24 protein-coding genes and 1 pseudogene are annotated in these 24523 nt (G+C 42.3%); 8 read left to right on the forward strand and 17 right to left on the reverse strand.

Features of this window, described 5'->3' with window-relative positions; genetic code table 11:
- Positions 1 to 274: 274 nt before the first annotated feature.
- The 3 genes from MHH46_RS31160 to MHH46_RS31170 all read left to right on the forward strand — a co-directional run bounded on the left by MHH46_RS31160 (position 275) and on the right by MHH46_RS31170 (position 3059).
- Positions 275 to 883, forward strand: coding sequence for a LysE/ArgO family amino acid transporter (locus MHH46_RS31160; protein WP_076124191.1), 609 nt, complete (start codon positions 275 to 277; stop codon positions 881 to 883).
- Between the two features lie 166 nt (positions 884 to 1049).
- Positions 1050 to 2033, forward strand: a complete 984-nt coding sequence (gene guaC, locus MHH46_RS31165) for a GMP reductase (protein ID WP_036682307.1) — start codon at positions 1050 to 1052, stop codon at positions 2031 to 2033.
- Between the two features lie 135 nt (positions 2034 to 2168).
- Positions 2169 to 3059 carry a diacylglycerol kinase family protein gene (locus tag MHH46_RS31170; protein WP_076124193.1) on the forward strand — a complete coding sequence of 297 codons (891 nt, stop codon included), beginning with the start codon at positions 2169 to 2171 and terminating at the stop codon, positions 3057 to 3059.
- A 103-nt stretch (positions 3060 to 3162) separates the two neighbouring features.
- Here the strand turns inward: MHH46_RS31170 and MHH46_RS31175 are convergent, their stop codons facing one another.
- The 3 genes from MHH46_RS31175 to MHH46_RS31185 all read right to left on the reverse strand — a co-directional run bounded on the left by MHH46_RS31175 (position 3163) and on the right by MHH46_RS31185 (position 5716).
- Complete coding sequence (locus MHH46_RS31175; RefSeq protein ID WP_076124195.1) at positions 3163 to 4344, reverse strand: multidrug effflux MFS transporter; 1182 nt, start codon at positions 4342 to 4344, stop codon at positions 3163 to 3165.
- Between the two features lie 272 nt (positions 4345 to 4616).
- On the reverse strand, positions 4617 to 5153 hold the full coding sequence (locus MHH46_RS31180; protein ID WP_076124197.1) for a DUF2798 domain-containing protein: 537 nt from the start codon (positions 5151 to 5153) through the stop codon (positions 4617 to 4619).
- Positions 5150 to 5716, reverse strand: a complete 567-nt coding sequence (locus MHH46_RS31185) for a TetR/AcrR family transcriptional regulator (protein ID WP_076124199.1) — start codon at positions 5714 to 5716, stop codon at positions 5150 to 5152. Before MHH46_RS31185 ends, MHH46_RS31180 begins: the two co-directional genes overlap by 4 nt.
- A gap of 212 nt (positions 5717 to 5928) precedes the next feature.
- On the opposite strand from MHH46_RS31185, the gene MHH46_RS31190 reads away from it, so the two are divergent.
- On the forward strand, positions 5929 to 6327 hold the full coding sequence (locus MHH46_RS31190; protein ID WP_076124201.1) for a hypothetical protein: 399 nt from the start codon (positions 5929 to 5931) through the stop codon (positions 6325 to 6327).
- A 67-nt stretch (positions 6328 to 6394) separates the two neighbouring features.
- On the opposite strand, the gene MHH46_RS31195 is transcribed toward MHH46_RS31190, so the two are convergent.
- Positions 6395 to 7807, reverse strand: a complete 1413-nt coding sequence (locus MHH46_RS31195; protein WP_036682317.1) for a sodium:alanine symporter family protein — start codon at positions 7805 to 7807, stop codon at positions 6395 to 6397.
- A 230-nt stretch (positions 7808 to 8037) separates the two neighbouring features.
- Between MHH46_RS31195 and MHH46_RS31200 the strand changes: the two genes are divergently transcribed.
- On the forward strand, positions 8038 to 8340 hold the full coding sequence (locus MHH46_RS31200) for a hypothetical protein (RefSeq protein ID WP_076124203.1): 303 nt from the start codon (positions 8038 to 8040) through the stop codon (positions 8338 to 8340).
- Here the strand turns inward: MHH46_RS31200 and MHH46_RS31205 are convergent.
- A complete protein-coding gene (locus tag MHH46_RS31205) occupies positions 8337 to 8924 on the reverse strand; it encodes an NAD(P)H-dependent oxidoreductase (protein WP_076124205.1) in 588 nt (195 codons plus the stop codon). The two genes, MHH46_RS31200 and MHH46_RS31205, sit on opposite strands and share 4 nt — an antisense overlap.
- A gap of 121 nt (positions 8925 to 9045) precedes the next feature.
- Here MHH46_RS31205 and MHH46_RS31210 point away from each other — a divergent pair, with 121 nt between their 5' ends.
- Positions 9046 to 9483, forward strand: coding sequence for a MarR family winged helix-turn-helix transcriptional regulator (locus MHH46_RS31210; RefSeq protein WP_076124207.1), 438 nt, complete (start codon positions 9046 to 9048; stop codon positions 9481 to 9483).
- Positions 9484 to 9931: 448 nt separating this feature from the next.
- On the opposite strand, the gene MHH46_RS31215 is transcribed toward MHH46_RS31210, so the two are convergent.
- From MHH46_RS31215 to MHH46_RS31245, 7 genes and pseudogenes are all read right to left on the reverse strand, one after another.
- Positions 9932 to 10813 carry an SMI1/KNR4 family protein gene (locus MHH46_RS31215; RefSeq protein ID WP_076124209.1) on the reverse strand — a complete coding sequence of 294 codons (882 nt, stop codon included), beginning with the start codon at positions 10811 to 10813 and terminating at the stop codon, positions 9932 to 9934.
- A gap of 222 nt (positions 10814 to 11035) precedes the next feature.
- On the reverse strand, positions 11036 to 11953 hold the full coding sequence (hprK, locus tag MHH46_RS31220; protein WP_076124211.1) for an HPr(Ser) kinase/phosphatase: 918 nt from the start codon (positions 11951 to 11953) through the stop codon (positions 11036 to 11038).
- Positions 11954 to 12071: 118 nt separating this feature from the next.
- On the reverse strand, positions 12072 to 13148 hold the full coding sequence (locus MHH46_RS31225) for an ankyrin repeat domain-containing protein (RefSeq protein WP_076124213.1): 1077 nt from the start codon (positions 13146 to 13148) through the stop codon (positions 12072 to 12074).
- Between the two features lie 248 nt (positions 13149 to 13396).
- Positions 13397 to 13633, reverse strand: coding sequence for a YiaA/YiaB family inner membrane protein (locus MHH46_RS31230; protein WP_305953524.1), 237 nt, complete (start codon positions 13631 to 13633; stop codon positions 13397 to 13399).
- Between the two features lie 57 nt (positions 13634 to 13690).
- Positions 13691 to 13873: pseudogene (locus tag MHH46_RS31235) on the reverse strand (YiaA/YiaB family inner membrane protein); the annotation flags it as partial.
- A 229-nt stretch (positions 13874 to 14102) separates the two neighbouring features.
- Positions 14103 to 14387: an alpha/beta-type small acid-soluble spore protein gene (locus MHH46_RS31240; protein ID WP_076179251.1), complete on the reverse strand. Its 285-nt coding sequence runs from the start codon at positions 14385 to 14387 to the stop codon at positions 14103 to 14105.
- Positions 14388 to 14462: 75 nt separating this feature from the next.
- Positions 14463 to 15650 carry an MFS transporter gene (locus MHH46_RS31245; protein WP_076124378.1) on the reverse strand — a complete coding sequence of 396 codons (1188 nt, stop codon included), beginning with the start codon at positions 15648 to 15650 and terminating at the stop codon, positions 14463 to 14465.
- A 294-nt stretch (positions 15651 to 15944) separates the two neighbouring features.
- Between MHH46_RS31245 and MHH46_RS31250 the strand changes: the two genes are divergently transcribed.
- Entirely contained in the window at positions 15945 to 16526 is a 582-nt protein-coding gene (locus tag MHH46_RS31250) for a TetR/AcrR family transcriptional regulator (RefSeq protein WP_076191566.1), read from the forward strand.
- An 80-nt stretch (positions 16527 to 16606) separates the two neighbouring features.
- Positions 16607 to 17326, forward strand: coding sequence for a DUF4386 domain-containing protein (locus MHH46_RS31255; RefSeq protein WP_076179253.1), 720 nt, complete (start codon positions 16607 to 16609; stop codon positions 17324 to 17326).
- A gap of 8 nt (positions 17327 to 17334) precedes the next feature.
- Here the strand turns inward: MHH46_RS31255 and MHH46_RS31260 are convergent, their stop codons facing one another.
- From MHH46_RS31260 to MHH46_RS31280, 5 genes are all read right to left on the reverse strand, one after another.
- Positions 17335 to 17919 (reverse strand): Crp/Fnr family transcriptional regulator, encoded by a 585-nt coding sequence (locus MHH46_RS31260; RefSeq protein ID WP_076191563.1) that lies wholly within the window; start codon positions 17917 to 17919, stop codon positions 17335 to 17337.
- A gap of 14 nt (positions 17920 to 17933) precedes the next feature.
- Positions 17934 to 20360: an RNA polymerase recycling motor HelD gene (gene helD / locus MHH46_RS31265; protein ID WP_076191561.1), complete on the reverse strand. Its 2427-nt coding sequence runs from the start codon at positions 20358 to 20360 to the stop codon at positions 17934 to 17936.
- Between the two features lie 571 nt (positions 20361 to 20931).
- Complete coding sequence (locus tag MHH46_RS31270) at positions 20932 to 22518, reverse strand: ABC transporter substrate-binding protein (protein WP_076132834.1); 1587 nt, start codon at positions 22516 to 22518, stop codon at positions 20932 to 20934.
- Between the two features lie 54 nt (positions 22519 to 22572).
- Positions 22573 to 23454: a carbohydrate ABC transporter permease gene (locus MHH46_RS31275; protein ID WP_076124225.1), complete on the reverse strand. Its 882-nt coding sequence runs from the start codon at positions 23452 to 23454 to the stop codon at positions 22573 to 22575.
- Positions 23455 to 23494: 40 nt separating this feature from the next.
- Positions 23495 to 24415: a sugar ABC transporter permease gene (locus tag MHH46_RS31280; protein ID WP_036682339.1), complete on the reverse strand. Its 921-nt coding sequence runs from the start codon at positions 24413 to 24415 to the stop codon at positions 23495 to 23497.
- Positions 24416 to 24523: the final 108 nt, after the last annotated feature.

Here is a 24523-nt window from a genome sequence, read left to right on the forward strand (position 1 = left end):
CCCCCTATATACTCTGCTGACTTAATCTTTATTATAGTGTAACCCCTTAAGGGCTCACTAGTTACAAAAAGTCATGAGTTGAGATGACATTTTTACTAATGGTGTAATTAGTGTAATTAATCATTCAATGCCCTCTGAATAAGCAGCTTTTTAAATCAAAACACAGACTGTATGATAGTACATATTATTTGTCCATAAAATTGTAGTAAACCAATTGAACCAATAGGACAGCCAATTCTATAAAGTATGAACACTATCGGAGGAATAATAAACTATGTTAGCCGCACTACTTCATGGCATTGCACTGGCCTTTGGATTAATTCTTCCACTTGGCGCACAAAATGTCTTTGTATTTAACCAAGGGGCCTCGCAGCCACATTTTAAAAAAGCCATTCCCGTTATTGTTACAGCCGCTTTATGCGATACCCTGCTTATTCTATTAGCCGTATTAGGTGTTTCAGTCCTTGTGTTTGCCATCCCCGTTCTGCAGACCGCTTTATTTGCTGTAGGACTTTTATTTCTTTTGTATATGGGATGGTCTATCTGGAAAAGTACACCTACATCGTCAGCGCAAGACGCAACGCCTCTATCCTCCAAAAAACAAATCCTGTTCGCGCTGTCCGTTTCTTTATTAAATCCACATGCGATTTTGGATACTATTGGCGTCATCGGCACTAGCTCACTTAGTTACACAGGCGTAGACAAAGTTGTATTTGCTGGCGCGACTATCCTAGTGTCATGGATTTGGTTCTTTGGGCTGGCTGTAGCCGGAAAAACCGTAGGACAAATCGACTCCAGCGGCAAAATCATGCGGATTATTAATAAGATCTCCGCGATCATTATTTGGATTGTTGCTGCTTATATTGCCTTCAAGCTTTTTTAAGTGGAGGAAAAAGAATGCTGTACACCAATTTGCCGTATAATTATGTCCAATTCACACCATAATGTACTAGAATTTTGACTTACGGCGCAGAATGAGGTACATTACAATTTGGACGAACAATTAACAAACCAAAATACTATAATGTTCGCATTTAGAGGTGTAAATTATGAAAGAAGTATTCGATTATGAAGATATTCAATTAATTCCTGCAAAATGTATCGTAAACAGCCGTTCGGAGTGTGATACATCAGTCACCCTCGGTGGGCATAAATTTAGATTGCCGGTGGTACCTGCCAACATGCAAACCATCATTGATGAGAAGATCGCTATCTCCTTGGCGCAAAATGGCTATTTCTACATTATGCATCGTTTTGAACCGGAGAAACGTACGTCTTTCATCAAAGACATGCACTCCCGTGAATTAATCGCATCCATCAGCGTCGGAGTTAAAGAAGAAGAGTATGATTTCGTCGAACAATTATCCAAAGAACAGCTGGTTCCGGAATTCATTACAATTGATATTGCACACGGCCACTCCGAAGCAGTTATTCGGATGATCAAACATATTAAACAATACCTGCCTGCCAGTTTTGTTATTGCAGGAAATGTAGGAACACCTGAAGGCGTTAGAGAATTAGAAAACGCTGGAGCTGATGCTACTAAAGTTGGGATTGGACCAGGGAAAGTATGTATCACTAAGATCAAAACTGGATTCGGTACAGGCGGCTGGCAGTTAGCTGCACTACGCTTGTGTGCCAAAGCTGCAAGCAAACCAATTATTGCCGATGGAGGTATTCGCACACACGGTGATATTGCTAAATCCGTACGATTTGGCGCTTCAATGGTCATGATTGGTTCACTATTTGCCGGTCATGAGGAATCTCCGGGTGAAACCATTGAAATCGCTGGGAAGCTCTATAAAGAATACTTTGGCTCCGCTTCAGAATACCAAAAAGGTGAAAAGAAGAACGTCGAAGGTAAAAAAATTGCGGTTGAGCATAAAGGGGCTTTAGCAGAAACCCTAAGAGAAATGGAGCAGGATCTTCAATCCTCCATCTCTTATGCAGGAGGCAATAAGTTAGAGGCTATCCGTAATGTGGATTACGTTATCGTTAAGAACTCTATTTTTAATGGAGATAAAGTCTATTAATTGAACAAACAGGTGAGCAGGATGACTTAGGTCATTCTTGCTCATCTTTTTTTATGAGAACGAGTTCTGCCGGTCTACTTTGGGGTAATGGTAAGAATAAACTCCTACTAGATCACAATAGAGAGGATTATCCTTATGCGGCAAGCTATGATTATTATTAACCCCTCCTCCGGCAAAGAAGAAGCCAGCCAATATGTCAGATATGCAACAAGAGTTCTAAGTGATAAAGACTACTCCGTTACGATCAAGGAGACGGCAAAAGAACTAGACGCCACTCGTTATTCCATCGCTGCTTGTGAGGAAGGTTATGATCTGGTGATCTCCATCGGCGGGGATGGCACGCTTCACGAGACCATTAATGGTCTTATCGATCAGGAACACCACCCAAAGTTAGGTGTGGTTCCTTTAGGAACGGCTAATGATTTCGCCCGTGCATTACAAATTCCACTGAATCCCGAAATAGCCATTCAAACCCTTGCCTCCTCAAATTTAAAAACAGTAGATATCGGTCGCTTAAATGACCGCCTGTTCGGCAACGTGGTTGCTGTAGGTTCAATTGCCGGAGCATTATCCTCTGTATCCTCCGAAGATAAAACCAAACTCGGCTCATTGGCATACTTGAAAGAAGGTCTTAAACAACTTACAAGCCCTACAGCCCACCCCCTTGTCATTGACCATGATGAACAAATATGGCAAGGAGACTCCTTACTCTTTCTCGCCGTATTAACCAACTCAGTCGGCGGGTTCGAGAATCTAATACCGGATGCTGCGGTTGACGACGGTCTGCTTCATTGTTTTATTATTTTGGACCTCAGTATATTCAATACCATTACAGCCAGTATATCTTTACTGCTGGGTACCCTTAAGGATCATAAAGACGTTGTCTATTTCACAGCCCACAATGTAAGTGTAAGCTCTCCAGAAACCGTAAGAACCAATGTAGATGGCGAAGAAGGTCCAACTTTGCCTATTACGCTAAGTGTTCTCCCTCGTCATATCCAAGTCATTGTGCCAGAAGTGGACTAACAAACAAAAAGCAGTCCGGAACTCAAAAAGTTCCAGACTGCCCTTAATTTATGGATGCCCCGATCCATATCTTCCTACTAATCCAATGACTAAGAAGTTATTTCTATTCCACTACAATAAATTTTTTGCCTAATAACCACATTCCGCCGCTAATCCCTAAGAAATAAATAGGCATCGTCAGTAATGAACCATTATGAAGAGCGCTCATTCCCCACGTCGCCAAGCTAACAAGCAAATAATAGCCCAAGCTGAATATCGCACCTGCTGTTCCTACAACATCCTGAAATTGAACAAGAGCAAGACTTAGACAATTAGGTAAAGCAATCCCTGCACCCATTAATAGGACAAACAGCGTTATTAGAATACATACGATCACTATCATATCCGGCAGCGAGTCAAGACTGCTTGCGATTGTTAATAGCAAGGCTCCGCTCGCCATTACTAGACAGCCGATATGGATTATTTTTTCTGGGGCATAGAGGGTTAATAATCTTTTGGAGATCATTGCGCCTACAATCGACGCCAAAGCCACAATAATGCCGAGAAAACCATAGACTCCTGGTGAAATCTGAAAGTGTTCAATAAATATAAAAGGAGCTTCAGCATAATAGCTGAACAAGATTCCGTTAATGCCTCCAATTAGTAATCCAAACACCAATACACGTGGCAATGCGAGCATTTTTTTGACTATAGGCAGAATAGCCACCTTTTTTCTCATGGAAACATCAGTGGTTTCTGGCAGCTTCCAAAAAGCATACATAAATAACAACACACTCATCATTACTAATGTAAAGAAAACCGCTCGAAAACCAAAAGCTTGATCCACCCATCCGCCAATTAACGGACCTACTGCGGGAGTAAAAGCAATGACCGCCGAGATTTGGGCAAACATAACATGCCGTTTATTCCCGGAGACACTCTCACGAAGAATGGTTTGGGTAATAATCGAACCTGTTGCTGCTCCAAACGCTTGTATAAACCGGCTGACTAACAGCAGATGAATGGATTCTGAGTAAAAACACATCAAGCTTCCCATACCGTATACAAGAAGTCCAGCCAGCATGGAAGATCTCCGCCCGATGAAGTCAGACAACCAACCCCAGCTAAAAACTCCTAAAGCAAATCCAATAAAATATATACTTAACGTTAACTGTACAGAACTATTGGTGGCCCCAAGTGCTACTGCGATATCCGGTAAAGATGGAGTGTAAATCGTCTCACTAATTTGCGGAAAAGCCACAAGAACAATCATTAAAAGTAACGATGGTGCTGCATATTTTTTCATCTTATTTTCGCCCTCCTACAAGCTTATATCCTCGAACAACTACAAGAATATGAGCCTAGCTAGGGAAATGGGGGCATCATTATGGCAAGACGACTATAGATCATCATGTTAGAAAATCACCTTTCATTGTTATGCTTTCATTTTTTTATAGGAGGGCTTACCCGAAAGATATCGGGCAAAGATTTGAGTTTCAATTATTCAACCAAAACATCATTATACACGGTAATAGAAAAGCTCTCAAACGAATCGCTTCGCCTGAGAGCTTATTTAGGTTAGGAATTTTGTTCTGATAATCCATGTATAGTTACGCCAACAGCGCTGGATTTCTTTTTGTCCTGAGAAGCATGTAGCTTTACCATCACAAATCTTGCAAACGGCTGTATCAATATACTTTCAGCGAACAGTGCAATTAGGAAATTTCTTGGCCAATTGGCTAAGAAGTGATTAAACGTTTGAGAACTCAACCCGTTTCCGATAATGTCTCCAATAAACGTCATACAAAATGACATTCCTAGTACGGTGAATAAGATACGGAATAGGATTTTGGCGTTGAAGCTATCTGTAGGTTGTGTGAATATAGCTGTCAGCTTTTCGGCAATACGGCCAATAACAACAGGCTCAATAATCATGACAATTACCCAAATGATCGGAAACACCTTAAGAATCGTTAAGGCAACCTCACCATTAAATTCTCCAACCCCTAAAATGATATTTATTGAGGACATAAACAGTACCGTCAGTGTAGAAATGATTGCACCATATAATGCCCCCTCCTTAGCGTTTCTTGGTAATCTTGCTTCTTGATTCATGATGTTCTTCCTTTCAATATTGTCGGTAATAGTTTGGCGATAGTTTTTAAGGGAGTTGTAGATTTTTGCGTTAGGCACAACATCATCGCGCCTTCGATCGAAGCCGTCATCCACAATGCCATCTCGGAGGCTGATTCCTGCGAATAACCTTCAGTTACAAGCTTATCGCAGTAAATTCGTTCCATGTTCTCATAGAGCAAGCTACATGCCTGGCGAACAGGTTCACTCACCGTAGCCATTTCACTGACAATACTGCTAAAGGTATATCCGGTAATCGTGCCCTCGGTTTCTAAGTTGTGAATCAACTTGTCGATCATGGATTGTATAGCTTCTAACGTCGATGGATGCTTTTTAAAAATATCCTCAATATCTATCGTAATTGCTTCATTTAAGCCCTTTAAACAAGCAATTAATAGTTCTTCTTTTCCATTTGGAAAATGATGATAAAGCGCTCCTTTGGTCACATTACAGGCTTTTAAAATTTCATTCACGCCTACATTTTTATATCCTTTTTGCTGAAAAAGAAGTGTCGCCGTCTCAATCATTAGCGATTTTGTATCCACAGTAACGTACTCCCCCTAACATACCAACCGGTCTGTTTGTTATTATAGCAATATAAAAATGATTAATGTAAGTCTTTTTTTGCTTTTTTTCAAAAAATATTTCATTATTTTCATTTATAACTGAAAACAGGATATGATCTAGTAAGTCTAGAAGTTAATGTGGAGTTCAAAACATAATTGTCGTTATGAATACAAAAGAATAGGGTGTATATATGAAAAAAAACGCCTTAGTAATTATGCTGATAAGCTTGATTACTTTAATCTTTATCGCAGCTTGTAATGGTAATCAGAAAAAAGATGACTTTTTGACGCCATACCTTACTCAAGAAAATAAATCTTTTTCAATCCTAATTTTATCGGAGAACGATCGTTTTTTTGAGCAAACTAAAGAGCTTGAGGATATTTACAAGGAAAATATGACTTGTATCAGCAAAGCAGGTGTTATCAAAAAAGATTCGAAAGAGGGCGACCGCTTAAAAGAGGATTTGAAGATCAACACTTACCCTTCATATATCCTATTGGACAATAAAAAAGTGCTGCTTATAAGCGAAAATATTGAGCAGTTTAAAACAGAGTCAAAACAAATCATAGAAGAAATTCTCAACAAATAATGCATAGATATTTAAGTGCCTACAGCAAAAAGGGCTCAGTTTCCTGAGCCCGCAAATACTTACCCTACTATGTTTTTATGTCTGAAGAATTGTCCCAACACTCCACGTTTTCCAGACCCTCTATGCTATCTTTATAAAAGACAGGGTCCTTCCCTGCCCGCTTCTGGCGCTTATAATCCTGCAAGGCGGCAAAGGCCACTTTAGATAACAAAAGGATAGCGATCAAATTCACGATGACCATGAAGCCCATAAATAAATCAGCCAAGTCCCATACCAATTGAACCTTAGCTACGGAGCCAAAAATAATCATCGCCAAGACGCTGTATCTATAGAATAGTAATACTTTTTTATTGGAGTTCAAGAATTCTATATTGGTCTCACCATAATAATAATTTCCGATTAACGTACTGAAAGCAAACAACAAAATCATGATCGCTAGGGATCCAGAAGCCCACGAACCAATATGTTCGCTTAATGCCGCTTGTGTCAGCTTAATTCCATCCAGCCCTGGCTGTTTATACGCATCGGATAACAAGATAATAAAAGCAGTACTCGAACAAATAAGTAACGTGTCTGTAAGTACACCCAGCGCTTGCATCAGCCCTTGTTTCACCGGATGACTAGTTGTTGCAGTTGCCGCAGCATTCGGAGCACTACCCATTCCCGCTTCATTGGAGAATAGTCCCCGTTTCACCCCTTGCAGAATAACTGCCCCAAAAGATCCCCCCGCGATTTGTTCAAATCCGAAAGCACTTTTCACAATAAGCGCCAGAATCGCCGGTATTTCCGTAATATTAATTAACATAATAATAACAGCAGCCCCAATATAGATCCCTGCCATAACCACAACAATATACTCGGACATTCTAGCAATACGTTTAACCCCACCAAAGATAACAGCCGCAAAAGCAGCAGCGACTACAAGTCCAAGAATCACCCGATTAGTGCCAAATGAATTCTCAAAGGCCACTGTAATCGTATTGGATTGAACTGCATTAAATACAAGACCAAAGGATAACGTGATCAGAACCGCAAATACCGCGCCCATCCAACGTTTTTTCAGGCCTTGCTCCATATAATAGGCGGGACCCCCACGAAATCCAGTCTTGTCCTTCACTTTATACACCTGTGCCAGAGTACTTTCAATAAATCCGGACGCTGATCCAATAATAGCTATGACCCACATCCAAAAAACAGCCCCTGGTCCACCTATTGCGATAGCAATTGCGATCCCTGTAATATTCCCTGTCCCAACCCTTGCTGCCATACTGATACAGAAAGCCTGAAATGACGAAATGGAATCTTTTGACCTTTCATTGGACTCTTTAAGAACCCTAAACATTTCTTTAAACATGCCAAACTGAACAAACTTCGATCGAATGGTGAAATAAATTCCACAAACAATAAGCAGAACCACCAAAATTTTCGACCAAAGAAAGTCATTTGTTGCACTAATCATACTGTCTAACATTTGTTGCATGTAAATCCGCCTCTCCATTGTGTCGATACCCAGTTGCTGAACCTTAAGTTACATAGTATTTTCAAATATAACAGCCCTTATTTCAAAAGCCAACAAAAAAAATTAGCCAGCAACACCATACCTTACACCGGTGTGATAGCTATTTGCCCATCTTCATCTGAGCTCACAAGCTCCTTTAGATTAATCTAGGTATTATAAAAAAATGAAAAAGCATCCGGTGGAAGAAATGTATGACAACAATGTATGCGCGTATTTATATCGTGGAGAACATTTGGTTTGATTTGATTTCAGGACGAACGAGGAACGAAGCTATAACATCAGCAGCACAACTAGTGCCCTTATTAGCCGCAAAAGATATTGAAGAAATGGCTGTCCTCTATCATGAGCTAGCCAGCAAAAATAAAATCGTTCTGGCTAGTCAAATAGATAAGGATCCCACCGTTGTTTTGGACCATCCAACTATGGGATCGCTTGAGACATCCATTCCCCGGGTTATCTCGAATAATCATAGGCAGATATTTTCGAGGTATTAATTAGCCACAGCTTTAAAATATTGGTAAACCTGATTTAACTTCTTATCATGTTTCCCTTTCGGACTCTCCATATTCCCAAACTCGAAAAACTTCACTTTCTTGATGCCACAAAATTGAAATAATGCTTTTCTCATCAGCACTTTATGGGAATTATTCAGCCAATATAAAGGATAAAGGGTCGGCCCCTTCATGCTGGAAATGCAAACCACAGACTTTCCTTTCAGCAGCCCTTCGGGGATGAGGCCACCCTTTTCTCTGTAAGCGAAATTAGAAGCAAACATTTGGTCAATATAACCGAGCAACATCGCGGGAGGACGTCCCCACCAGATTGGATACACAAACACAATTTTATCGGCCTGACGAATCTGCTCCCGATACTTCTCGAGCTTGGGATCGATATGCATGTCTCTTCTACGTTTATTCTCATTAAAGACCAGCACAGGATCAAATTGCTCTTCGTAAAGATCAAGGACCTCTATCTTCGTGATCTTTTGATTCTCATTACTTCCCTGAATGACTTTATTGAAAAAAGCATAACTTAAACTTTTATGATTCGGATGTGTATAGATGACTAAAACGTTCATTGCTCCACCTCTTTAATTATCATTTGATAACAAAATGGTATCACAACCGTTATTTAGTTGTCAAATGATAATTGTATTATGATAATTATTTTGTTAAGGTTTACAATAAGAGGTGATCCTTATGGACAAACAAGCGTTTTTTCAGAAAATTGTTACCTTTACGACAGCAGTCCATGAAGTAACATTTGACTTTACCAAAGATGTTAGACCGGAAGGCATTACGCCCGTTCAATATAGTATTCTGGAATATATTGCGGTTAGCCAGCCTGTTACCCTCAGCCAAATCAGCGATTGTAAGAATATCTCTATGCCGAATACCAGCCGTGAGCTGAAGAAATTAACAGAAAAAAACCTGTGTGAGAAGCTTGATGTCGCCGAGGACCGGCGTAAGCAAATGATTCGGCTGTCTGATGCTGGACAAGCGATGATGAACGAAGCTTTTGAACGGATCGGTGAACGTTTTCTGAACCGGATTAAAGAGGTTCCCCCAGAGGAATTAGCCGAGATTAACCATGCCCTCGATATCCTGCAATCTAAGGTGTTTAACACCCAGCAATGATCCGAGAAAAAGACAGCAGAGCAGCGGTTCCCCATTAATGGGAGCACCGCTGCTCTGTGTTTTGGGTCGATGATTAGCTGACTCAAGACCGATTATTGGCTAGTTAAAGCCTAACGAAATCGAATCAGCCTCACCTTCAGCTAAATCACCGAATCGTATTCGTCCACTGAGGCTTTCGGACCCAGATGACGTTATTGGCATGTTTTTAGCCTTTTGTGCGTAGTTTCGGACTCCAGCGACGCTATTCCTATGAATCGAGTTCATATTGGGTGTTTTTTATGCCAATAGCTGCTATGCGGTCCGTTGGCATTCCAAATATGCGAAAAAGCTACATTTAAGGTCAGCTGAGTCCGAAAGACGCTTCCCTAATAATCACCTAATAGAAATAGGCACTCCTCTTAAGGAATGCCTTGATTTGATTATAAGTATTCTTAGCCAGCGAAATAGACTATTTCACCAGTCCGCTGATAAAGGTCTCAAAATTGTCAGCCAAACGTGTGATTTTGTATTTGTTATCCCGATCTACATGAATAACCTCAGGTTCGCCATCATTCCCGAACTCGCGGTAATCCAGCATCACCACTTCATTCTCAGAAGGACAATCACAGATCACCACACCAACTTCAGGATAACGTCCATTTTCAATCACAGTCCGGCTTCCTGAAGCTCCACACAGCGACTTATTCTTATCTCGTCCAATTCCGAGGATACCAGAAATCGTAATAAATTCTCCTGTTCCCGGAATCGGATAACGATTGTTATGAGGAATTCCCCCATTATGTAACTTCATCATATCCACATAGGAAGCAGGCAGCTTAAAGACCAGCTCTTCTTGTACTGAAGTAATCAATGCATCTGAAGGCGGGTCAGAAATATATTCTGAGAACGCATACTCGCTGTCATCCCAGAAATTAGTGGTATCCAACGCTATTACAGGCTTCTTAGCAGGTTTGTTTACAGGCTTTTTCGCAGCTTTTTTAGCCAATTTACGTTTGATCCAGCCCAGAAACTCCAATGTGTCTTCATCATCAGGTTCCAGCTGATCGGCAATCGTAAACGCTTTTAAAGCTTCGTCATATCTTTTCAGATAATAATAAGAAACCCCGATACGGTAATGCCAGAGCGGGTCACCTTCACCCTCATCTTCAATGCTCAAATACTGCTCTAAAGCCTCTTCATATTGCCCGAGATTATTAAGCGCCCTGCCCAAATGACTAGTTAGAACATAATCTCTTTCCTCTTCAGGAATTTCCGTGATTGCATCCACGATTTCTTGAAATTCATCTTCCTCATGCCATTCATCCAATTTTGCCAATAACTCATCACTCATCATTAATACCTCCTATTAACGATCACTCAAAATACCTATTAGAAATTATACCATTTCTAACCTATGCCCAGCCAATAACGCATGTCCTAGCCCTATCAATCAAAAAGCAACTTCCCTTTTTGCTGTGAAAAACAGACCGCAGCGTTTATCTGCGGTCTGTTTTTCGTATACAGAAAACCATTTTAATTATGGTAACTATAATTGCTGCTTTCTATCCTGCCTTTACGACTGCATCCCGTTTTCGATCCTCTGCAGGAACTCTTCAACGGCACTATAGCCAAGCTGTTTAAGGTACCAATTGTTCGCAGCCGCCTCGATCAGGCCAGCCACGTCGCGGCCAGGCTGAAGCTGAATTTCAATATGCGGAATTTGCACGCCAAGATATTCTGTGAACTGGGGTTCGATTTCGAGCTCATTATTCAAGGAATTCTCCCGCCATGGTGACAACTCGATGTCGAGTACAATTCGTGTCTCTTCCTGAAAAGCTCTACGCCCGTACTGCCGTACAACATTGATCAGACCAATACTGCGCAGCGCTAGGAATTCACGGGTCGTTTCATTATGCGTGCCGAGAAGCGTCGCCGGTCCCAGCTTCTTAAGCACAACTACATCATCGGCCACAAACCGATGGCCTCTTCTAATGAGCGTGTGAGCGGTTTCGCTTTTTCCGATCCCGGACTTGCCTCTTAATAGGACACCTATGCCAGACACGTTCACACACACTCCATGAATTGAAAGTTCTGGCGCCAGCGCCTTCACCAGATAAGTATCAATCTTTGCGATGAACTCTGACGTCGTCTCTTCCGTCCGAAGTAGTGGTATACCTTCTTGGTCGCAGAATAAAGTCAAATAGGGAATCTCCTGCTGACCCGTCGTCACAATAAAACATGGGGGATGATACTTAACGATATTGCCAATATGTAACTTGCGTTGCTCAACGCTTAGCTTTAGCAGATAATTGATTTCTTTACGGCCCAATACTTGTACTCGCTTCATGGGGAAAAAGTCGAAGTAACCCACGAACTCCAGGCCAGGTCTATGTGTCTTAGAGCGAGTGATCTCGCGGTCCATGCAGCTAGCACCCGCAAGCACTTCCAGCTTAAACGTTTCCGTAAGGCTTTGAACGGTAATCGATTTCAATGTTGTTCTCCTCCTGTGGCTACGTATTTTGAATACGTAATACGGTTACCGGGATATATTCAACGACGAATAGAATGATTCCTGCAAAAGAAATAGACAGATCATGAGATATTAACAACTATGTTCCTTCAAGAAAATTAATGAGGTATATCTCCGGTTGTGTGAGAAAATCTGCAAAACTACATAAATCCGCGTACGTCTGATGTTCCACGTCGTAACAGCCTATCAGGCCTTTTTTCTTCGGATTCCACATAAGCAGCAGATCAGAGTAATTATCTATATCGGCTGACAGACGGAGCAGCTTTTGCCGGCCGATTTTTATTTCAATGGTATCAGTTAATGTGAAAAAGTCGATATATCTAATTTCATATTCATTTTGTGTTAGCTCAAGACGCAGTTTTGTTCCAGTAAGAAAGCTAACCAATTCATCAGACAATTTATATTTTCTCAGCTCAAACTTCTTATTCTCGATATCATGAAATTCAGCCGGCTCTAACGATTTCAAAAAGTCAGCCAAAGCTGTATTCTTATTGCTCACAGCAATGGTGTAAGGGCGATCGCCATCTTTTTCCGCCAAGGTAACGTCTGCGCCACGTTCAATCAAATATTGTACCATCGCTTGATTACCCATTCTTGTGGCAACCGTTAACGGAGTGGCTTGATAAGGATAGACCATATCGGAATTGTTGTAATTAATGTCCACCCCATGATCCAATAAATAAGCAACGGTCTTAAGGTCGTGATCTGACACCGCTTTGCGTAATACAGCCCCACCATGCTGCTTAATATCTAATCCTAGCTCATGTATGAGCGGGATATTGTTTTTGTTGCCATAGTAGGCCTGCGAATATGCACCTGACTTGACCTGATTAAGCTTGTCCAGTTTGGCCCCTTGTGCTGCAATATAGCGGACGATATCTTCTTTACAATAGCGAACCGCGAGCAAAAAAGCCGGATTATTCTTCACATTCAGATTTACCCCGTGCTGTACCAGCAGCTTTATGACATCCATTCTCTCTGATATAAGCGCCAAATCTAACGGGGTTAACGTGGTATATTTGCTAAGGACGATGCCCTCTTCAATATCCCAGCCTGCTCTAATGGCAGCCTCTAATTCCGGAATATTTCCTTTGTAAATATGCATGGCCATTTGCGGCAGTTCCTCGAACTTCCCTATATCCTTCAGACGGATCATCTATTATCCACTCCTACTTCAAGTATTATGAAGAGTATAGAGAACCGTATAGTAAAAAACAATCCAAACTAAGGATGTTGTTCTAACAAATAGTCCTCATAATGTTCAGATCGGTGAGATTATTGCTGCTATTTCAAAAAATAAAAAGAAGCTCCGTAAATTCACGAAGCTCCTGTTTACAATTTATGATGGTAAGTAAAGTTGAAGCAGCCTGCTGTTGCCAGCGAGAAAGCTGGCTATATTCCTCTTTACCCTTGGATGTCCCGTCTCGCCTCTTGCTCGGCAAGAATCTCGTTATCTTCCGCGTTATCCCGCGTCACTTTCTGAACGCCAATAGCGCTATAAGAAATCAAGAGAATAACAGCTATGTAATACCCCTTTACATTTAATTCAAATGGAGCATTGTAAAGGCCAATAAAAAACATCGCATACCCGATAATCAAACCCACAAAAGCCATAATTGTGAAGGCCCCTGTGTTTCTCATCCTGTGTTTAGGGTTATCCAAACGAAATTCTTTATCCTCTGTATTGTCCCTAACCACCTTTTGCACAACGATACAGGAAATCGTAATTAACACCATACAAAGCAAATAATACCCTTTTACGTTTAGCTCCCAAGTGTCGTTGTACACTCCCAAACAGAATAGAAAAAGTCCTGCCCCCAATGCAAAATACGATGCCCCCGTAAAAGCAGCCGTGTTGCGTTTGCGATATCTCTGATTCATCTGATAATTCCTCTCCCACTACAGACTTGAATGATGATATATCCTTCTCCACTATACCGTGGAACATCGGTAAAATTCTACCATGAATCAGGTTGTTTTAGGGAATTCCAGGAATTTTTTTACTATACAAATATAAAATAACGCAAACACCGAAAGGACGGTCTCAGTCCCATACAATATAGGACGAAAACCGCCTCCCGCGATCTCTGCAACATAAATTAGAAAAATGCTACTGCCTTTCCTGATCCACCAATTGCTGCTGTGCGAGACGAATCATTTCGCGGACCATCGATCCACCAATTTTACCGCCGATCTGGCCCACCGATTCTGTGCTCAAATGACCATTTTGACCGCGCTCCAAAGGGACACCCAGTTCTTTTGCAACTTCGTATTTCACATCATCAGGCCGCTCCGGATCTACATCATACCCCTCGCGCCGCATCACTTCCGCTTTAAAAATTTGCATTCCGCGGCTGGCTCCCGGCACTGCATATTTCCTGTTCCTTCTAGACATCCTTATCCCCTCCCAAACCTGTTTTAAATAACATGCCCGGAAAGCGGAACCTCAACCCTTATTGACTTGCCCCGATTATTTCCAAGCAGGGCGCCGTTGCAACGCGGCATTCGTAGCACGCAAGGTTAAAGCCCAAAATAAAAAAGCCACAGCACTAACAGAAGCTCCAAGCCAACATACCCCGTTCCAGCCATAGTGAGAATAGATTTGAGTGGAGGCAATCGATCCGGTAGCACTTCCAATGGAGTAAAAAACCATATACCCTGCGGTGAGCCGACTACGTGCCTCCATGCGCAAGGTAAGTATTATACTTTGATTGGTGACATGCACCGCCTGCACTGCCAAATCAAGCAGAACAATACCAATGACCAATGCCAACAGCGACTGCTCCGTAAAACTGATAAACCACCATGAAATCAACAATAGAAGTAAAGCTATGCCTGTCGTTCTCTGTCCATGACCCTGATCCGCTAGCTTTCCCGCCCGTGCAGCAGCTAATGCTCCCACAATTCCCGCCAGACCAAATGCCCCAATTGCAGTATGTGAAAGTGATAACGGCGGAGCACTAAGAGGCAAGACCACAGAAGTCCACAGAATACTGAAAGCAGTAAAAATCAGCAAAGCCAGAATAGCGCGGATACGCAATACTCTCTCTTGTACAAACAACATAAACACTGAGCTAAGCAGCTGAGCGTATGACAGTGTTTTTACCTCACGTTTCACATTTGGCAACACCCTAAATAATGTACACACCATACAAAGCATTAAAGCAGCAGAAAAAAGGTATACGGAACGCCAACCTGCAAGATCTGTAAGTATTCCTGAAATGGATCGCGCAAGAAGTATTCCAATCACAATTCCACTTGTGACCATGCCTACGACTCGCCCGCGTTCGGCAGGGGCAGCCATTGTCGCCGCGAACGCAACAAGCGTCTGCGTTACAACAGCGAGTAGTCCCACTGAAGCCATACCTACGAATAGTACCGTGCTGGAAGAGGCAGTACCCACGATAATCAAAGCCACCACAGATAATAACATCTGGCCGATAATCAGGCGGCGCTGATTCAGTAAATCTCCTAGTGGCACGAGCAGTAACAGCCCTACTGCATAAAAAATCTGCGTGATAGTAATAAGAATACCAATGGTTGAATAATCAATACCAAATTCTTTCGACAAATGATCAAGCAACGGTTGAGCAAAGTAGATGTTTGCAACCGACATCCCGCAGACAACGGCAAACAAAAGTGTCATATACCGAGGCATCGAGGAAGCATGAATAGAATCAGATGGCGTATGCGTCTCTTGTGACGAAAGCTTTTCTTTAGTCCCCTGCATTTTGGACACACCCTTTCTCTGTTAAATTTAAATCGCAAACACATTTCATACTGATCAGTATGTTATTATGCTCAGTAAATTTATCTTACAATATGGCGTGTGTCAACATAAATATTTGATGCTACCGACTTTGATTTGACAATATAGACGACTAGTTCTAGTATTATAAAATACTGTTCGGTAATAAATTATTGAAATCAAATATAACGAGGGGTGTTAATAATGGCTCGAACCCGCGAATTTGACGAGGAAAAAGTATTAGAATCAGCTATGGAGCTATTTTGGGAGAAGGGATATGAGGCTACCTCATTAAGCGATTTAACTTCCAGAATGGGCATTCAACGCCCCAGTATATACTCAGCTTTTGGAGACAAAAAAGAATTGTTCGAAGCTGCGCTACGTAAATACACGATGTCCCATGCTTCCCGTGTCCGAGCCCAACTTCAAAGCAATCCATCCGTAAAAAAAGTCTTTCGTAGTTTTTTTGAAGATGTGGTGGCGGAGGAGTATGCAGGCAGTGTGAACCGAGGATGTTTTTGCATCAATACAATGGTTGAGCTAGCACCTCATGATGAGAAATTCGAGATTCTTACAAGAGAACACCAAATGTATCTATCGGTCATATTTCAAGAAACTATTGAACGTGGTATACAATCAGGTGAGCTTAAGGGTGGTGTAAATGCGAAGGCCTTGGCACAGGCACTAATCGTATCGCTAATTGGGCTTACTGTACTCTTGAAATCCCGCCCGGAGCGATCCTTTGTTGATAACGCGATAACAATGATACTTACTTCGCTTGATTGATTCAGAGTCTTGATTTAAGTCAATGCCCGCCATAGTACTCCTAATTACAATGAAATAAAAGTCCTTCAGGAGGCTATCTTATGGCTATCTCAGAAAAAGACCTATCGAACCAGCGTAAGTCCGCTTTAACAGCTGGAATATCACTGATCATCATGACCCTCGCTTCATTTTTTTCATATGGCTTTGTCCATGGGACTCTTGTTGTGCAAGGCGATGCCCGTGCCACATTTATTAACATTGTATCTTCCAACAATCTTTTCAAAGGGGAAATCTTGGGCTGGATCATCATTATGATTACTGACATTCTGGTCGCCTGGGCGTTTTATGTGTTTCTAGAACCCATCAACCAAAATCTTTCATTACTTGGCGCATGGCTCCGTCTAACCTATTCCGCTATATTGGCAATCTCTATATTAACTTTGATATTTGTGCTGCTGCTCACGGGAAACACAAATGGCTTTTCCTCATTAACAATCGAACAAACTCAAGCATTTATGATGTTATTTCTGGATGCATTTCAATTCATTTGGTCTATGGGGCTGGTCGTTTTTGGCGGGCATTTGTTAATAGTGGGCTATGTGGCTTTAAAATCCGATGTCATTCCTAAAGTAATCAGCATCTTGCTGCTGCTTGCTTCAATAGGCTATATTATCATTCATCTAAGCAAAATGTTTCTCCCACAATATGAGGCAGTCATTACAACACTTAATTTTATTTTTACTATTCCTATGATTGTAGGAGAACTAGGCTTTGGGATATGGCTACTGCTTAGAGGTGGAAAAATCCCCAAAAGTGTATAACCATTTTGCTATTCATCACCGGAATGAACCCGCTTCTTAATTCTACTTAATGACTCTGGCGTAATCCCCAAATAACTGGCTAATTGATGTTGGGGGACACGGGTAAGTAAATGAGGTCTTTTTTGTAACAAGGCTTTGTAACGTTCTTCAGGATTGGAAGCAATAAAGGAAATCAACTCATCCTGAACCTCACCCAAGTTTTCCTCTACCATTTTGCGTATCATGGTTTCCAGCTGAGCGTGTTTATGGAGCATATCCTGTTCCGCAATAAGATCGCCAACCACCAATAAGCTGTCTTCTAGGCAGGTTAAGGTGTACGCTGAGGGTCTACTCTCCTGATGCCGATTAAAAATCGAAACCGCTTGCTCTTCCGTATAAAAATTAGATGTGACTTCTTTGCCCGATTCATCTATCGAGGACTGCCTCACACATCCCTTTAACACAAAAAAACATTTTGAGGGAACGTCTCCTTGTCTAAGGAGTACCGTTCCCTTCTTGTATTCCTCAATAGGAATACCTTCAACAATATCCTGCTGTTCCACTTCGTTAAGAGATGTAAATTTACTCATATACTTATACAATATGCTTTTCATTTATCTCTCCAATCTCATTGCACGACCTCATATAAAAATCCCTCTAACGGCTGAATAAAGTGTGACCAATCACCTGTTGTGTACAGCAGAAGCCGATGCATCGCACGCGTACAGGCTGTATAAAAAAGCTTGCGTTCGCTTTCCCGATCATACGTCTGTGTGGAAGCATCATAAATCAGTACGGCGTCGAATTCAACCCCTTTTGCGAGATAAGCGGGAATTACTAAAATGCCCTTCTCAAAAGTGAGCGTCTCCTTCGTAATAAGCCGCAGAGCTTCGCATCCTTGTGACTTTAATTCTTCATAGGCCGCACGGCTTTCAGCTGCAGTCTTGGTAATCACGGCAATAGAGTCAAGCCCTTCAGCCATCAACGCCGCGAGATCTTCTTTAATTCTTATTGCCCGCTCTACGTCGCTACTTGCCTTCACTAGGAACGGCTTCTTACCCTCTCTTTCAAAAGGTACGATCTCCTCATTAGGCAGCAACGCCTTCGTAAACTCCACAATCTGACGAGTTGAACGATAACTTCGAATTAGACGGATCAGGCTCGTTTCATCTTCACCATAAAGCCGGATCAAAGGTGAATCCACCTCGTGCAAATTCGTTGCTTGAGGGAAAATTGCTTGGCCGAAATCGCCGAGCACAGTCATGCGCGCGCGGGGAAACAGCTGTTTGAGAAACGCGTATTGGAACGGCGAATAATCCTGGCCTTCATCGATAAACAGATGCCGAACTTCTGTGTTCATACGAGTACCCTCGACAAGTTCTTTTAAATACAGGAATGGAGTGGCATCCTCGCAAAAGAGTTCATCGCGGCTCAGTTTTTCCTTTGTTTGCTTACAAATTTCCTGCCACTGAGCAGGTATCTCAGTCTCGTTCGTCATATGCCGATAACTGGCGTCGGCACTAAACAACTGATCGTATAACCCAATCGTATCTATGAACTTGAACCGTTTGACATCGCGTCTCAGCGGTGTAAAGTGCTCCTTCACAATCATGCGGCGCAGCAGTTCTTCTTCCTGCAGACCAAAGTCAAAAACATTCTCTTCCCCTTGGTCCTGATTAGGAAAATCCCCATAGTTCTCAAGATACTGAGTCGTAAAATCAAAGACGGCTTCCTCCCGCCGATACTTCTTAAGTATCTCACTGTAGGCTTCGGCATACTGATCGGTATCGAGGTAATCGAGTTCATCTTGAACCCAGAATGCCTCCTGTTCCTGACGCTCCAGCGAAGCCAACTGACGCAGTAGCCATTCACGCAATAAAACGATGCGGTTAGCCAAACGGATGGAGCTATCATAGCTGTAAAATTGCGATTTCATCTGCTCCGCAGTAATCAACTCGCGGTCCCGAAAACGGATACTATGAAACAACATCCCTTCCTGCCCTAACCACAACGCATAGTTTTGCAAAGCATGCAGAAAAGCTTCTGAAGCTTTATACTGCATTCCAGTTAGCCGTGCTTCATACTCTGGAGAAGCTTTGGACGTCAGTACATATTCAATCTGCTCGAACGGGTCCTCTAGACGAAGCGTAGATCCAAGCCAATAATCAATATACTCCTGAAAGGTTGTTTGCTGCATATTCTCCTCGCCAAGCTCGGGAAGCACCGTAGATACATAACTGTTAAACATCGGATTAGGCGAAAAAAGAACAATCTGATCCGCTTTGAGCCTATCGCGGTGTTTATATAGCAAATAGGCTACCCGTTGCAGCGCTGCGGATGTTTTTCCGCTGCCCGCCGCCCCCTGCACAATGAGCATACGGCTACTATCGTTGCGGATAATAGCGTTCTGTTCCTTCTGAATAGTCGCCACGATGCTCTTCATTTGTGAATCCGCACCCTTACCAAGCACCTGCTGAAGTAATTCATCACCGATCGTTAAGCTCGTATCGAACACGTTCTGAAGCTGACCCTGACGGATCTGGTATTGCCGCTTCAGCATCATCGTTCCTGAGATTTGTCCTCCCGGTGTATCGTAAGTGGCGGGGCCTGGCGAATGGTCATAATACATACTTGCAATAGGTGTCCGCCAGTCATATACCAGAAAGTTTACACCTTCTGCATCGATGAAAGACGCCACCCCGATATAGATTTGCTCACTGGAGTTCAACCCATCTTCTTGAAAGTCCATTCGTCCAAAATAGGGTGACGGCAGCAGCCGTTTCATGTTTTTATAACGCAGCAGCCGTTGGCGGTGGCTACGTTCCCGTTCAGACAACAACGCTTCTTGCTGTTTTATACTGTAAAAGGTCTCCTCGAAATCCTCATGTGTGCTCGTATTGACCGTAACTTCCTCCCAAAACTGCTTGCGGATGTCCGTCACCTGTTCACGTAATCCTATCACTTCCGGTTCCAGCTCGCCAATCTTTGATTGCAATTCTTCCGTGACCGAATCTAGCCGTTTCTGTTCTCCCTGCCAATCTTTTTCGTTTAACATTTTTACTAACACGCTCCTTTTCAAGGTTGTTATCAAGAAGCAAAAATACAAATTTGACAAACTGCCAATCCGCGTGGTATTATTAATGTATAAATAAGATGTAATAAATCTGTCTGAAATACGCAGATTAACAGTGGTCTTCTCATAATATCACGTTATTTCATTGCGCGCAAATTATATATTAAGAAGAACCGGCAGCTCATGCCGGTTCTTCTTTTTTATTCCTTTTCACAAAGAGTAGCCGTTCTCCCTAAGTATCCATTTCCCTAGCAAAAGGGTTGCTGCCTTTTGTTTCTGGTCTGCCTAACGGACCGAGGTGACTTTATTTACTGATTTTCAGCCTTTAAAGCAGACTTTCGGACTCCAGTGCAGCTATTCTTTATCCTGAACTTCATTCTAGGCGTGTTTTAGGCTAATAGCGACTATGAGGTCCGTTAGTATTCCAAAAGTGCGATAATGCTGCTATTAGGGTCAACTGTGTCCGATAGCGGCTTCACCCGCGGATGAGCCCAATTAAACAGGGAGACCTAACAGCCATTTGATGACTGTTAGGTCTCCCTTATTCTGTAGCTTATTTGTTTGCCAAGAAAGCATCGATTTGAGTTTGCAGTTCGGTTTGGATTTTATCAATGCCCGCGGATTTCAGTTGCTTGTTCAGATCTTCAAGACCTTTGTCGATATCTTTGATTACGCCGTATTCGAGCGGAATCGCATAACGGAGCATTACGTTACCAACATTGGCAATTTCCGTTTTCACTTTGCTGTTATCAAATACAAAGGTTTCCAGCGCGTAGTGATAGACATTTGCTTCCCAGCCTTTAGCCAGATCGTTTGCTTCTTGCGGGAATGCTTCATTGTCACGGTTAAGTGGCGAGTTGAAGTTCCAGTTAGAGAAGCCAGTATAGTTCGGATTCTTTTCAAGGGCTTTATATTTGTCATCGCCAACCGCTTCGTAATGTACACCGCTAAGGCCGTACATCATCAGGTCGTGCAGTTCTTTATCATTTTGCATCAGATCGAGGAACATCAAGGAACGTTCCACATTTCTGGAAGTAGCGTGGATCGAAGTACCGTTTTGGGTGGAAATCGCCACTGATTTCTTCTTGCCTTGGTTGATGTCAGCCAATGCTACTTCATAAGGGGAATTCTCTTGGCGCATCAAAGCCATAAGTGCTCCAAGTGTTCCGTTGTTGTGCGTAATTGATGCTGTTTTGCCTGCTTTAAAATCGGCCTGATGATCATTTTTACTGTTTAGAACGTTTTTCGACCATGCATTGTTATCAGCGAGATCTTTGTAATATACGAGTAGATCTTTAAACTCTTGCGTTTCATATACGTTAAATACTTGCCCTTTTTCATCCGTCAATTTGAAAGCAAACGGAAGGTCGAGATCAAACATATTCCATTCGTTTTGTTGCTTCAGCAATACACGGTCCAAATTATGATATTTCCAGTCTCCTGTTTCCGGGGTGAACGGTGTAATTCCTTTTTCGTTTTGTGCTATGGTTTTCAAGTAAGTAGCATACGCTTCTGGGCTGTTGATCTCCGGAAGATTGTATTTCTTACGCAAATCCTCGCGGTACAAAATCAGTTTTTCAACGGATTCCCCTCTGTTTTGCGGAACCATATACAGTTTGCCGTTTACCTTAGCTTGATCCCAGCTCACATCAGACATAGCTGCTAAAGTCTGCGGCATATATTTGGTAAGCAGCTCATCGGTCAATTCCAGAAATCCGCCTTTCAGCGCCTGGTCATTGTAACCAGCCCAGTTTGCCGAATAGATGAGGTCAAAATCCTCATTAGCTGCCAGCTTCAGCGGATATTTTTGTGCCCAGTCCGACCAATCCAGAAACTCGCCCTCTACAGTAGCATTGATTTTTTCTTTCAGCTTTTTATTAATCTCAGCAAAAACGCTATCATAGTCTATCGGTTTAGGGCCAACAAAAATCATTTTCAGCTTCACTTCTTTAGAGGTATCAAGGGTGTCTGAGGTAGTTGCAGGTTCTGAGGTGTTCGTAGTGTCGCTTCCTCCCTCTGACGCATTATTTGTAGCCTGTGCAGACGTATTAGCATTGTTATTGCCACCACCACATGCACTTAGAATCATTACGAAGGTTAAAACGAGCGCTAGCATCATCAATCTATTTCTCTTCAGCATCTCAAGCCTTCCCCCTTGTGTTTAATTATATTGATAAACCGAGTTTCCCCGGGTTCATCCTTTCACAGCACCAATCGTCAAACCTTGGACAAAATACCTCTGCACGAATGGATAAGCCAGCAAAATCGGGCCAGTGGCCACAACTGTCATCGCCATTTTCAAGCTCTCGGTTGGGATCGATGTCGTTACGACTGCCCCTGCACCCATCATCGCTTTGCGCATGCCATCCATATTGCCTAGCATTTTATACAAATAATATTGGAGCGGCATCAAGTTTTCATTCGATACAAACAGCAATGCATTGTACCAGTCATTCCAGTAGGCCAGCGCTAGAAACAATCCAATGGTAGCTAACGCCGGCTTGGACAGCGGCAGGATTAGACGAGCATAGATCTTAAAGTCGCCTGCGCCGTCAATTTTTGCTGATTCTACAATTGCTTCTGGAATGCTGCCCATAAAAGACTTCATAACAATGATATAAAAGACATTGAGCATCATCGGAACCACTAAGGCCATCAGCGTATCCTTCATATGAAGGTAGTTGACCATAAGCAGATACCACGGAACCAAACCGCCGCTAAACAAAGTCGTAAAGAAAAAGAAGAATGAAAATTTATTGCGCCACTTAAAATCTTTTCGGGATAGCGCATAAGCAGTCATCGAAGTCAGAAACAAGCCAAGCACCGTGCCGAGTATAGTAACTCCTATTGTCACTATATAGGCTTGAATCATCTGTTCGGGATACTTAAACAAAATGCTGTAGGCCTCAGTTGAGAAGGCAGTCGGTATAAATTGATAACCATCCGTTAGGATTTTGGATTCTTCCGTAAAGGATGAAGATACGACAAGTATAAAAGGAAAAATACATAAAACTGAGAGAAAAATCAGGGATACATAACCAATACCTGAAAATATTTTACGATCAAGTTGCTTCATATCGTTACCTCCATTATGAAAGACTTAACTCCTGATACGATTAGAACAGAGCGCGGTCTTTGTCGTATTTACGGACAGCATAGTTCACTGACATGATCGTCGCGAAGCCAAGAACGGACTGGAAAACACCAGCTGCAGCTGACATGCCGATATCATTCGAAGTAATCAGTGACCTAAATACGAAAGTGTCGATAACGTCTGTCGAGGAGAACAACAAGCCGTTGTTGCCGATCATGTTATAGAACATCCCGAAATCACCACGGAAAATGTTCCCGACTGCCAGCAGCACCAGAATAATAATCGTTGGATACAAATTCGGAATGGTTACTTTCATAATTCGCTGAAAAATATTAGCCCCATCGATTTCGGCTGCTTCATACATTTCTGTATCTATCCCCGTAATCGCGGCCAAGTACATCACCGTTCCGTATCCGAGACTTTTCCAGGCAGAAACTATAACCAGAATATACGGCCAATAGGAAGGTGTATTATAAATATCGACAGGCTGGAGTCCGATACCTCTGAGCAAAGCATTCACGGTGCCAATATCATAATTGAGCAGGTTATAAGCAATCGCTCCGACAACGACCCATGAGATAAAGTAAGGCAGGAACAACGCCGATTGTGTGATTTTGCGGAACCATTTACCACCGACCTCAAACAACATAATCGCTGCAAAAATTTGCAAACTGTTATTGACGACGATAAACGCAATGTTATATAGTGCTGTATTTCGTGTTACCCGCCAAGCATCACCTGATTCAAAGAAAAAGCGGAAGTTGTCGAGCCCGTTCCAGGCACTTCCAAAAATACCGCCCGCATAATCGTAATGCTTGAAGGCAATAATAATGCCCGCCATCGGGACATAGGCAAACAGAAGGAAAAAAGCAACCGCCGGAGCCAGCATCAGCAAGAGAACCCTATAATTCTTTAAATCGCTCCAAAATGTATGCCCTTTCATCTTTGCACCCCTCTCTTCTCTATATCTCTTATTATAAAAGGGCGAAGGCGCCTAGATAATTCAGCGAAACAACTAAACATAATACTAATTCAACGATTCGACAAAAAA

The sequence above is a fragment of the Paenibacillus sp. FSL H8-0175 genome (assembly GCF_045040615.1).
In the GTDB taxonomy this organism is placed as follows: Bacteria; Bacillota; Bacilli; order Paenibacillales; family Paenibacillaceae; genus Paenibacillus_AQ; species Paenibacillus_AQ odorifer.